We start from the raw sequence: 11,812 nt of genomic DNA on the forward strand, positions 1-11,812 counted from the left end.
GGTTTGCCGCTCAACTCCTCGACCACCCACTGCCCCAGCACAGATTCTTCGATCCAGAAGGTGAGGCTTCCCCTAGCCTTCAATCCAGCGTTATACTCTGACCAGTTGCGGATGCGGTATTGAGGTTTCATGGCAGGTTTTATATGTGATAACTGAAATTTACCATGCCTCTCCTGCCCGCAACCCCTCTTTCATGCAACAACGCCTAATCCGATTGTAAAAATTGTAATACCGATGGCGATCGCCCGCGCATTGGGTTTCAAGATGTCTTGCTGAGCAAACTGAGGCATCACCTCATCGTGATGCACAATTGGCCCCGCAATAAGTTGAGGGAAAAAAGTTACGAACAAGCAATATCGCAAGAAGTTATTGTCCGTAATATGACCTCTATAAACATCAACAATATAGGCAATTTGCTGGAAGGTAAAAAATGAGATTCCTAAGGGAAGAATAATTTGCTTAATGACAATATCTGTGCCAGCGATCGCATTTAAATTTTCAACGAGGAAATTAACGTACTTATAATATCCTAGAAGGCCAACGTTAAAAATAACTCCAAGCACCATCAGAGCTTTTGAGAAACGTAAACTCCTAGATTTAAACGACTGAATACATAGGCCTATGGCATAGTTAATTCCAATAGAGATAAGAATCAAAAAAAGGTATTTTGGATTCCAGTAGCTATAAAAAAATAGTGATGCTAGCGTTAGCCAAGCTAGGGCTAGTGTGTGAGCACCGCTACTCCCAATCGCAAAGAAGACACCGAGAACAATAGGAAGAAAAAAGAAAACGAATTCTAGGGAACTAAAAATCATATCAAGATGACTGACTATGTATGAACCTGGAACGAGAGGCTGTTGCCAAAATCAGCTCTACTACCCAGTAGATATTTGTAAATCAAGATCAGAACTCTCAAGGCTCTCATTGTACAAGAATCTGATAATGACTTTACAACAGCACTTATAGCTACCAAAACCTGGCTGAACATTAGGATTTACTTCAATGAGTTCGCTTAGGAGACTGGGAGCATCCCACATTGAAAATTTATCAATGTTTGGAGTGCGGGCATCTTGCCCACGAGCGGGACGCTCGCACTACCCGGACAAAATTGGGATGCTCCCTAGGAGATTTAGCTACACCTAAAGACATGAGACTGTCCTATTCTAGTTTCTAGGCTATGTTACGCGATCGCAAACTTTACCGGAATTATACCGAAACGGTGGGAGAGAGAACTCTGATATTTTCGATATGGCTGATTTTAATGGCAAGTCTTCTATCGGTTTCCTGAGCACTATAGCAAACGACAATATTGCGTCAGCAGGAGAAATTTCAGCTTAGCGCTACCATTGCATGGAGCAACTTTACACTCGTTCTTGAAGACACTCATTCCTGAAGAACGGTTAACCCCCAGTTTTGAGGATGTGCTTCGCCTCACGGCGATTGCTACGCGGATACAGCGCTAAAAATTTGGAGTTTTGCGTTCGATGATTTTGAATCCATCTTTCACACCTGTCTCCGTGCGATCGCATCTCACCCGGATCGGAGCCAGTGTGCTTCTGAATCTAGGACTAATGCTGGGGTTGGGATGTAGAGCAGAGGCCGCAGAGCGACTAACGGTCTATGTTGGCCCGCTGCAGTTTTCTGTTTCGGTGAATGCATTGGATAAATTTGCAACTGGGGGAGAAGCGACGGGGGATCTAGCGCTGATTATGAATCGGCTAGATGATGAAACCCAAGTGGAAATCCGCAGGTTTTTGCAGACTTCGGTTGATAATTCGCCTGTCGTTGTGGCCCAGTTTGCCTACTCGGCGATGGGCGAAGATCTGTTACAGCGAATTGGAACTCTGATTCAAACCCAGAGCGGCATTAACGGATTCCATGCCATACGAGCGGCCTTAATCCTGGCGGCGGCTGATGAAGCAGAGGGATTAACTTTGATCAATGTTTTGCGCCAGTTTCTGAGTTCTGACCTTCGTATCAATCTGGCATCCGTTGAGGGTTTGGTTAATGAAATTGAGTTGTTATCAAGTGAGCGAGAGAGGATGGTAGAGGCGATCGCTCAGCAGAGTGAACAAATGGCCAGTCAGATCCCGTTCATGCCTGAAGAAGATGCCCCTGATCTCCGTCAACCCGGTGCTTATTCAGTCCGTCAGTATGAACTTGCAGTTCCGATTCCTCCCCTGGCGATCGCTGCTGATGCCTCCATCCAGAATGAAACTGGGGAGACGCTGGTTGCCGATCTCTATCTCCCTCAAGAGGTTGACCAATCAGTTCCGCTGGTAGTCGTCACCCATTCTTTGGCCTCAACGCGATCGCGCTTCCGCTACTGGGGGGAACATTTGGCGTCCCACGGTATTGCGGTCGTGATTCCTGAGCATGAAGGGAGTAATGCCGCTTACTTGGAAGCCTTGATGCGCGGCGAACATCGGAACTTGATTGATACGGTGGAGTATCCCCGGCGCATTCATGAAATTTCGAGTTTGCTTGATGCCCTGCAACAACATCCAGAGTTTAGTTCGCAGCTCAATTTTGAGCAGATTGGCGTGATCGGAACCTCCTATGGCGCAACGGTAGCCTTGGGACTAGCTGGGGCTGAACTCAATCGCGATCGCCTCCAAACGCAATGTGTACCTGATGACCTGACCCTCAATCTCTCGACGTTGTTGCAGTGTCGAACCAATGGTTTACCAGAGGGAGACTATACCCTGCGCGATCCTCGGATTCGGGCGGTTATTGCTATGTTTCCACCGACCAGTGTCATTTTTGGCCCGGAGGGCTTGAGCCAGATTGACGTTCCGACGATGGTTGTGTCAGCTAGCGAAGACCAGCTTGCCCCGGCTGTAGAAGAACAGATTCGTCCCTTTCAAGGAGCGAGTTTAGACGATTGGTATTTGGTGATGCTTGACCCTGCGAATCACTATATCCTCAATGCTGTTGGCTCGGAGGATAAAGCCCCAGACTTTTTGCAAAGCAGTCGCCCAGATCCGGCCATTGGTCGAAGTTATATCCAGGCTCTCAGTGTTGCTTTTTTCAAAACCTATTTGGGGGAAGGGGAACTCAATCCTGGCCATCCCATAGATTACAAAGATTATTTGAGTGCTAGCTATGCGGAATCGATCCGCCAAGATGCGCTGAATTTTTATATGCTCTCTGCTTCAGAGATACCCATTGATGAACCTTGAACCAAGCGATCGATCACCATTGCAGTCTGAGCGGTAACTGAGGACGACAATCGAGCGATCGCCCTTGCCGACCGTGATCAAACGCTACGGTTGCCAGAGGTTCTGATGCAGGGTGAACGTGAACGATGCCTTCTGTATCAAGGGTCGTTGCGGCATCAGATAGAGGGGCTTGCTGAACAATGTCAATGTGAACCTGGGTGATTTCTCGACAACCACAGGCATGCTCAAGCGGTTGCTGGCGATCGCCCATCAACTGATCCGGGCGTTTGCCGAAGGGAATTACAAAGATGAGCGGTTCTGCAGGATGCGTAGAGGCTGCAATGTCGATTTGCAGAGAGGCTGGTAGATAGGGTGGCGCATAGGCCACTGTGGTAAACGGTATGGAAATGGACTGTCCCCTAGGTCGAAGACTAACGCCAAAGGGGGAATATCCGGTTTCGCGATGGCGCGATCGCTCCCATAGGCGAGTTGGCCGAATCTCTGGCTGTTGAACCTCTTCGGTATTCTCAATCCATAGGAATTCCAGCATGGCATTGGGGAAAAAGAGGCGACGGTTGGTGGTTCCCTGTCCCGGATGACGATTCGACGATCCCTCCGTGAATCCGCAGGACAGGATCGTATCGACATCTGGTGCACCTGTATCGCAGCAGATGAAGAGATGATCAAATTCGAGCGTCATAGAATTCAGAGATCTTTACATGAGACTGCATGAGGATTTCACAGTTTAACTCCCCCGAACATACGGGTTCAGGGAAGGAAAATGCCTGCAAAACCTCGGGGTGGATCTCGCCAAACTGTCCCACAATCTGTTGATCAATAATCACGGATGCTGCCCGACCCGGAATGTAGTAACTGGCATCACATTCGACCAGCGTATAGTCAATCCTCAAGGCATGGAGTAGAGTCTGAATATAGGATTTGGCGATCGCAAAGGAAGCACGGGCATCCAAACTGGCAAATCCCCATAGGAAGGTTTCCTGAATCGATCCGTCGGATTTAAGGTTCAAGACTTCACCGATTTCATAAATATTGATCGGTTTAGGGGCGTTGATGTTGCGCGACAAAATCTCTAAAAGACCAGCCTGTAGCGTAGTGCGGGTAGCGCTGTAGGTGCGGCTCTTGGCATTTGCGGTTTGCACGTAGGTGGATGAAAAGTGTTCCAAAAGATCGGGAGCGGTGAGGATGTAGCTTTTGACCTCCATTAATCCCATCCGCTGCGCCCAATCGCCAACCTTAAGCACAAAGCTTCGTAACCGATCGGCTTCCCCTGTGTAGAACTTGAGACTGGTGAAATCCGCTTGCAGATTTTCAATCCCCACCGCGACTAGGAGATCCCCGGCAATGTCGATCTGGCTAAAGATATCGGTACGATAGGTGGGTACGCGCACGATATCGGTTCCGGTAGGATGTAGATCCATCCGTTCAAGATAGAGTCCAAGATCCTGTTTAGGAATAGAAGTACCAATGACTTCGTTGAGGAATTTAGCCGAGAAAGGGATCTCTTTGCGCGTTAGGGAAGGGGTAACTTGGGTTCCATCCGGAGTGGCGATCGCCACCGTTTTGACCTGGGCACCCGTATCCAAAAAGTTATGCGCCAGGATATTAATCGTGTCCATCACTGTTTGCTGCAAGATTCCCGTGACATCGATGAACAGGTTGCGCGTTTCGGCGGTGACGGCTCCGATTCCTTCGGCATTAATAATGGGAGGTAGGGAGAGAATCGTGTCCCGCTCGTCCATTAGCACCGGAACCTGATCCTGGGTCGGTAACGTTGAAGCATAGAGATGTCCCGACGGATGATCCGTCAGAAGCTGGCGTGCGGTCATGGGGCGATCGCCCTTGAGGGGAACAAAGCTTAGCGCATCGGAATTGACAGCCACATAGCGGAGATCGCCCCAAATCTGATCCAGATCGTAGACCCCAATGGCGATCTTTTTCCGCTGTCGTCCAAAGGTTTGGGTGACCTTTTCCTGAAACTGAATCAGGGCTTCGAGTCCACCATCTCCTAAATCTGCATTTTCAACGACTAACGCCGCAATACAGGGACGAAGAGACTCGACCGTTGGCGAGACATGGATCGTGCGTCCTGAGGCTTCTAATTGATCAGGAATGGTGCGAGGGATCTGGTTATAGATGTTAATCGCCCGGGTGAACCCTTCGGCAGCAAGGAGATCGGGACGTTCTGCCGTCACTTCAACTTCAAGCTCTTGCTCCCGTAGAACAGCATCTAAACCGTAGCTAAAAGCCTGCTTTTCAAGCTGAGCGGGCGACGTTTGGGTGAGGCGAGTTAGGTAGGCCAGGGGAAAGGTAACGGTAGGCATGGCGAGTGAGGGTAATAGAGATGAGCTTTCAATAGAGGTGGCGTGACGTCCGAAGTATAGTCTTTGCGGATTATCGGAATTGGATCTCTGGCCCAATCAGATCGGAGAGGGAGTCGATGCCGTAGAGGAGCATGGCGATACGTTCCAGCCCTAACCCCCAGGCCACAGTCGCCTTGTCACCGCATCCCAAGGGTTCCAACATCTCCGTACGAAATAGACCTGAGTTGCCCACTTCGATATAGCGATCGCTGGGTGAGTGGTAGGCCAAGACTTCCAACGATGGTTCCGTGTAGGGGTTGTAGGTGGGTTTGAAAATGAGATCTTTGAATCCCAAGCGTCCGTAAAAGTAGGTGAGATATCCCATCAAGGTTCGGACACTGAGCAATTCACCCACCACAACGCCTTCAATCTGATGAAACTCTGCGAGGTGCGTGCGGTCTACGCTTTCATTACGGAACACTTTATCAATGGAAAAGTATTTGCCGCTTTGACCCTGAAGTTGGTGAAGCTTGCGAGCGGTGGAGGTGGTGGTGTGGGCGCGGAGAATAGCACGACTGGCTTCTTCTTCTGTCCACTGTCCGCCGTAGGTGGATTCATGGGTGGATTTGACATGCTTCACCAGTGTGGGATCATCGGGCAGATCAACGTGCTGGGGATTGGCGAGATAGAACGTATCTTGGACTTCGCGGGCGGGATGGTCTTGGGGGGTAAAGAGAGCATCAAAGTTCCAAAACGACGACTCTACAATATAGCCAGACATTTCATCAAAGCCCATATTCAGGAAAATGTTGCGGATATGCTGGATGCACTGAGTCAAAATAGAGGGACGACCGTAGCCCACATCGGGAACCTGGTCGTGAATGTTGTAGGGCTTTAACTCGACGGTGCGCCAGTCACCAGATAGGATTAAATCACTCGTTAAGATCGTGACCACGGGACGGAGATCTAGTTCACGCAGCGATCGCTCTACCGTTAGGGCGTAATCCTGATCTACAACTTGGGTAATGTAGGACTGCTGCTGTAACCAGTCTAATTGGGGCGATCGCTCTGGAATGGTGTCTGCGTGGGCGATCGCCTCGAAGAGAGCCTGTCGTTGGGGATAGAGTTTGAGACGTTCTGAATTGAGAACCTTAATCTGCTTAATACCGTCCAGATCCAGAAGCTCAACCGCCTGTTCCTTCCGCAGTGCCCCAAAATTAATGCTGAATTTTTCCCCCAGTTCGGTTTGTAGGGTCGATAGACCACATACTCCTTGAAGGAGATAGGCCGCCAAGGTCGCCCCCGGAATCGCACCATCTAAATCTCGTCCCTTTGGGGTTAACTCCCAATGGGTTTGCGATCGCTCCTGCCACTGTACATATCCATCCAGTGCCCCGCTCAGCAAAAATCCTTTAATGAAATTGAAATCAAAACCATGCTGCTCACAGAGCGATCGCAGACTGGGAACCGTATCCTGAATCTGGAGCAGTTGCAAAAACTGCCGCTGTTTTCCCGTGAGTTGGGTGAGATCAAGGGTGGCGATCGCATCAGACATAGTGGGGTGCCCCTATCGTGGTTAGCAGATGGAAGCAGGTCTAAGGCTCACCATTCATGTACTGTGTAGGCTTAGACCTAGATAGTCTTGATTGTATAGCAGAGAGAGTTTGAGCGCTGGATAACGCTACGGATATTCACCCAAAAATAGAGGAGTGAGCAATATCCACTCCTCTATCCCGCTATGTCCTGATAACGTCTACTCCATCAATAAGCCGTCAGCAAGGCCAACGCCTTAAGTGCTCTAGATCGCGATCAGATCGTCTAATGAAACCGTCTGGAAGCTGCCAGCCTTCAAGTCATCGGCACTCACACCGCTAATCTTCGCTAGTACTTCATCGCCTGAAGAGATCGTGGTCTTATTGCCCTTGCCTCTCGATTTCAGGGTGAGATCGGCAAACTCTAGGTCAATTAATCCAATCGTGTCACGACGGGTCTTGAAGCTCACGATCTGATCGATGCCGCCACCAGTTTCTAGAACAAAGAGATTGTTACCGCTGTTGTCGATGAGGCGATTGCTCCCCTTACCACCGACCAGCACATCATCATCCTTGCCACCGAGCAGGCGATCATCTCCAGCATTCCCCAGGATGACATCATCTCCCGCTAAACCGTTCAGTACGTCATCATCGGCTTTGCCTTTGAGCAGATCATTGTCGGCGCTACCCTCTAGGAGGTACGAACCCCGCAGCACCTGATCGTCACGCGCATCTAAATTTTGAATACGCGCATCTTTCCGAGGGCCAACATCGCGTCCCTTAAACGGCTGATCGCTGAAGTTCTTAATCAGGTATTCCGCTAAGGCATCCTGCTCCGTTCCGTTATCTGCAAACCGAGCTTTACCCGTTTGTACCTCGTCTTCAACGAGATCGACGATATCTGTTCCTACGGCGGGGAAGGGGTAACCATCGCCACCGTCTGCCAAAAAGCCGAGCGTGACCATGCGAATCTCCCGGTCTGGATCGCCAACAACCTTACCGTTTTTGACCACCACATCCAGGATACGTCCCTGTTCATCCACGATCGCCAAATTGCGAATTCGCTCACCCGGCGTGATCACGTTACCGGACGCATCAAAGGCGATCGCCTGCCGGGATGCATCAAAACTAAAGGACATGCCGCCCACTTGGGGAAAGCGGCCCGGTGTTTCGCCCGGAGCCGTCCCGGCAACACCATGTTCCATCAAAATCTTGAGTCCTTCTGCTGTGACTGTTACGAGAGAAAGACCATTGTTGAACCGGAGTGCATTACTGATGTCCAGTTGAGAAATATCCCCTTCCACTTTGCCCGCCAACTCATTTTCCTGAGGAGGAAGTTTTTGGAGATCCTTGGGATCGGTCGATCCGGTCGGGAAGGAGACGATGCCGATGTTATCGCGGATGCCGCCCCCGTTTTTAAGAGAGACCAACACCGAGGAATCTGTTTTCTTTGCCTCTGCTAGGTTGGCATCCGCACTGAGGTTCCCTAGATTGGTTTCCTGGGTGCGAACATCGGCGCGTGTCCCGTTGAGGAAAAACTTAGTTTTGCCCGTGAGGGTTCCGTCCTGGGCCACAATGACCTCTCGTAGGGCATCGGTCAGCGCCACAATTTCAGGATCTTCTAACCCCTCTCCCCCAACGCGAGTGACCCCTGCTTCGTCGGTGGCGTAGGCGCCACTCACGTCGTCGTCGATGCTATCCGGATCAATCACACCATTGTCGTCAAACGTAACGACTAATTGCCCGACGTACTTATAATTGCCATCGGTGTTAACCACAGCGATGGGTTTATCCGAGGCAGAGGTTTCCAAAATCGGGTACGCCCCACCGACGCTGTCGCCTGCCCGCAGGGTATCCGTATCGTCTGCCAGCAGCGTATTTGATCCGCCTGCAATAATGACATCAACACCACTGAGCAACTTTGCTAGCTCTCGTTCAATTGAAAGCTGCTGCATGTGCGCCAGCAAAATGATGTGGTTAATGCCTTGTCCGGTCAGCGCATCCACCGCGTCTTGAATTTCGTCGGCAAGGGCTTGGAGTTCAGCAGGTGTAGGGTCGGCACCGAAGGGAGAGGGGGAAATGGTTACGCCACCCGGCGATGAAATAGTTCCTAGCGTCGGTGTCGTTGCGCCAATGACCCCAAAGTTGGTGCCATTGACATCAAGGACGACACTGCCCGTGATGGAATTGCCTTGGGGCGTTTTGCCATCGGGAACAACGAAATCGGCTAGCGCTGCATCAGTGCTAAAATCTAGGTTGGTGCTGAGATAGGGAAAATTCGTTCCCGTATAGGTTCCGTCTGCCGTGATCAGATCGGATACAAGGGACGTACCTAGATCAAATTCGTGGTTACCAAAGGCGATTGCCTGAAAGCCCAATTCATTCTGAATCAAAATATCAGCCCGACCCAATGCGCCTAGGTCAAACCCAGCGACAGGTTCATCAATGAATGAACTGGCGAGTAAAAATGGCCCTGGAATGTAGGCATCGCCAGACGAGAGCGTGAGCGTGCCATCTGCCCCAACATCCTGCCCTCTGAGGGCGTTCAGAACGGCTGAAAATCGAACTGCATCGTCTAAAGCGGGAATTCCAGCTTCCTGATCGGAGGCATGAAGCAGTTGTAGTGTGAAAGCCATAACCAACAATATCCTCGTGGTAGTACGGACGATTCGGGCGAATGAACCCCACCTTTCACAAATCCCACAGTCTTCTTAATGTTTCTTAATTATTTGGTTAATGAGCCACTACTATTCCGTTAAGAAATGGTCGTTGACGAAGTGTCTGAGGTGATCTCAGGTCAGAACCTACCCCTTCGGCGTTCCTACCCAAAAGGACGGAGATTGCGATCGCACTTTAAGATTTGTTGTTTGATAATGGAACAGTGTACCCCTTTGTTGTGGCTGTTGTAGATCCTACTGTTGACTGCTTTGACTCCGACGACTCCGACCGACCTCGCGACGCTTCAAACCGAAACGCTGAACCTCCTAGAATGGCATCGCCTGGGTCAGCACTTGGCGACCTTTGCCAGCACCAAGCTGGGAGCGATCGCCGCACGACAACTCCCCATTCCCCAAACACCAGCAGAAACCCAAACGCTACTGGCGCAAACCAAAGAAATGTATGCCTTGGAACAGTCGCTGATTGGGGGACTGAAGTTTGACGGTGTGCAGGATATTGGCGATGCCCTGGAACGGGCAGAACGTCAGGGTTTGCTGTCGGGCAATGAGCTATTGGCGATCGCCACCGCTCTGTCGGGTGCCCGTCAACTCCGCCGCACGATCGATAGTCAGCCCGATTTGCCTGTGCTGCAAGATCTGGTAGCCGATCTGCGAACCTATCCCGAACTCGAACAGTGTATTCATTACTGTATTGACGACAGCGGCAAAGTTACCGATCGCGCCAGTCCTAAACTAGGCGGAATTCGAGAGCAGATCCGCGAACTGCGCGATCGCATTTACGACACCCTGAACAAACTTCTGCAACGCCATGGCAACGCGATCCAGGAATTGGTGATCACCCAACGGGGCGATCGCTTTGTGATTCCGGTCAAAGCCCCCCAAAAAGATGCGATTCCCGGCATTGTCCACGATGTTTCTGCCAGTGGCGCAACCTTGTATATCGAACCGCAGGCGATCGTAAACACTGGAAACCTGCTGCGTCAGCGCTGGCGACAGGAACAGGTGGAGGAAGAAGCGGTGCGGCGGACGCTGACCGATCAGGTGGCAGAAGTAAAGCCAGACTTAGAAGAACTCTTGGCGATCGCCACCACCCTCGATCTCGCCACCGCCCGCGCCCGCTACTCCCTCTGGCTAGAGGCCAATCCCCCCCGATTCACCAACCTGGATGACGACGGCAATCTCCAGCCGATTCCCGCCGAGCAAACCCTCCTTCGTCAACTGCGCCATCCGCTCCTAGTTTGGCAGCACCAGCATGAGGACGGCGCAGAGGTGGTTCCCATCGATCTGCGGATTCAACCGGAAATCCGCGTGGTTGCCATCACAGGGCCGAACACCGGAGGCAAAACGGTCACGCTCAAAACCCTCGGCCTCGCTAGCCTGATGGCCAAGATCGGTCTGTTTGTCCCTGCACGGGAACCCGTAGAGATGCCCTGGTTTGATTCCGTCCTAGCCGACATTGGCGACGAACAATCCATCGAGCAAAGCCTATCCACCTTTTCCGGCCACATCCGCCGCATCAGTCGCATTCTGAACGCGATCGCCCCTACCGCCACGGAAGATCCAATCTCCGCCCCTACCCCTCCCGACCTGACCCCATCTCCTGACATCCCCACCCCTTCCCCCCTTCCCCCCTCCACCTCTCTTGCCAACGCCCTCATCTTGCTAGACGAAGTTGGAGCCGGAACCGATCCGTCTGAAGGCAGTGCCTTGGCGATCGCCCTACTTAACTATCTTGCGGATCATGCGGCGTTGACCCTGGCGACGACCCACTTTGGCGAACTGAAAGCCCTGAAATACGAGGATAATCGGTTTGAGAATGCCTCGGTGGAATTCAACGATGTGACCCTTTCCCCTACCTATCGCCTGCTGTGGGGGATTCCCGGTCGCTCGAATGCGCTGGCGATCGCCCAACGTCTGGGACTGAACGAAACCGTGATCGACCAGGCACGGCAGCACGTGGGATTGAGCGCATCGGATGATGTGAATCTGGTGATTTCGGGACTGGAAGCTCAGCGACGCCAGCAGGAGCAGAAAGCCGCAGAAACGGCTAAATTACTGAAACAGGCGGAACGATTGCACGATGAAGTATCCCGAAAAGCGGCAATGCTTAAAGAACGGGA

8 protein-coding genes are annotated in these 11,812 nt (G+C 51.4%); 2 read left to right on the forward strand and 6 right to left on the reverse strand.

The annotated features are described in order from the left end of the window. Both IGR76_00610 and IGR76_00615 read right to left on the reverse strand, forming a co-directional pair. Positions 1–131, reverse strand: a 131-nt coding sequence (locus IGR76_00610; protein MBF2077046.1) for an IS5/IS1182 family transposase, incomplete at its 3' end; no start/stop codon positions are given. Positions 132–191: 60 nt separating this feature from the next. Then, complete coding sequence (locus IGR76_00615) at positions 192–815, reverse strand: hypothetical protein (GenBank protein MBF2077047.1); 624 nt, start codon at positions 813–815, stop codon at positions 192–194. Positions 816–1,484: 669 nt separating this feature from the next. Here IGR76_00615 and IGR76_00620 point away from each other — a divergent pair. After that, a complete protein-coding gene (locus IGR76_00620) occupies positions 1,485–3,182 on the forward strand; it encodes an alpha/beta hydrolase (GenBank protein MBF2077048.1) in 1,698 nt (565 codons plus the stop codon). A 13-nt stretch (positions 3,183–3,195) separates the two neighbouring features. Here IGR76_00620 and IGR76_00625 read toward each other — a convergent pair whose 3' ends face one another. The 4 genes from IGR76_00625 to IGR76_00640 all read right to left on the reverse strand — a co-directional run bounded on the left by IGR76_00625 (position 3,196) and on the right by IGR76_00640 (position 9,650). Further along, on the reverse strand, positions 3,196–3,861 hold the full coding sequence (locus IGR76_00625; protein ID MBF2077049.1) for a hypothetical protein: 666 nt from the start codon (positions 3,859–3,861) through the stop codon (positions 3,196–3,198). Then, positions 3,845–5,503 carry a phenylalanine--tRNA ligase subunit beta gene (locus IGR76_00630; GenBank protein ID MBF2077050.1) on the reverse strand — a complete coding sequence of 553 codons (1,659 nt, stop codon included), beginning with the start codon at positions 5,501–5,503 and terminating at the stop codon, positions 3,845–3,847. The genes IGR76_00625 and IGR76_00630 overlap by 17 nt, the downstream gene beginning before the upstream one ends. 70 nt (positions 5,504–5,573) lie before the next feature. Then, complete coding sequence (locus tag IGR76_00635; GenBank protein ID MBF2077051.1) at positions 5,574–7,037, reverse strand: phenylalanine--tRNA ligase subunit alpha; 1,464 nt, start codon at positions 7,035–7,037, stop codon at positions 5,574–5,576. Between the two features lie 243 nt (positions 7,038–7,280). After that, positions 7,281–9,650, reverse strand: a complete 2,370-nt coding sequence (locus IGR76_00640) for a 5'-nucleotidase C-terminal domain-containing protein (GenBank protein MBF2077052.1) — start codon at positions 9,648–9,650, stop codon at positions 7,281–7,283. Positions 9,651–9,941: 291 nt separating this feature from the next. On the opposite strand from IGR76_00640, the gene IGR76_00645 reads away from it, so the two are divergent. Further along, positions 9,942–11,812 (forward strand): endonuclease MutS2 (locus IGR76_00645; GenBank protein MBF2077053.1); only part of this gene is annotated, 1,871 nt, incomplete at its 3' end.

Origin of the sequence: Synechococcales cyanobacterium T60_A2020_003 (assembly GCA_015272205.1) — a bacterium.
In the GTDB taxonomy this organism is placed as follows: Bacteria; Cyanobacteriota; Cyanobacteriia; order RECH01; family RECH01; genus JACYMB01.

Coding starts and splice junctions, on each gene's coding strand:
- IGR76_00615 (MBF2077047.1), bottom strand. CDS start 815: ATGATTTTTAGTTCCCTAGAATTCGTTTTCTTTTTTCTTCCTATTGTT.
- IGR76_00620 (MBF2077048.1), top strand. CDS start 1,485: ATGATTTTGAATCCATCTTTCACACCTGTCTCCGTGCGATCGCATCTC.
- IGR76_00625 (MBF2077049.1), bottom strand. CDS start 3,861: ATGACGCTCGAATTTGATCATCTCTTCATCTGCTGCGATACAGGTGCA.
- IGR76_00630 (MBF2077050.1), bottom strand. CDS start 5,503: ATGCCTACCGTTACCTTTCCCCTGGCCTACCTAACTCGCCTCACCCAA.
- IGR76_00635 (MBF2077051.1), bottom strand. CDS start 7,037: ATGTCTGATGCGATCGCCACCCTTGATCTCACCCAACTCACGGGAAAA.
- IGR76_00640 (MBF2077052.1), bottom strand. CDS start 9,650: ATGGCTTTCACACTACAACTGCTTCATGCCTCCGATCAGGAAGCTGGA.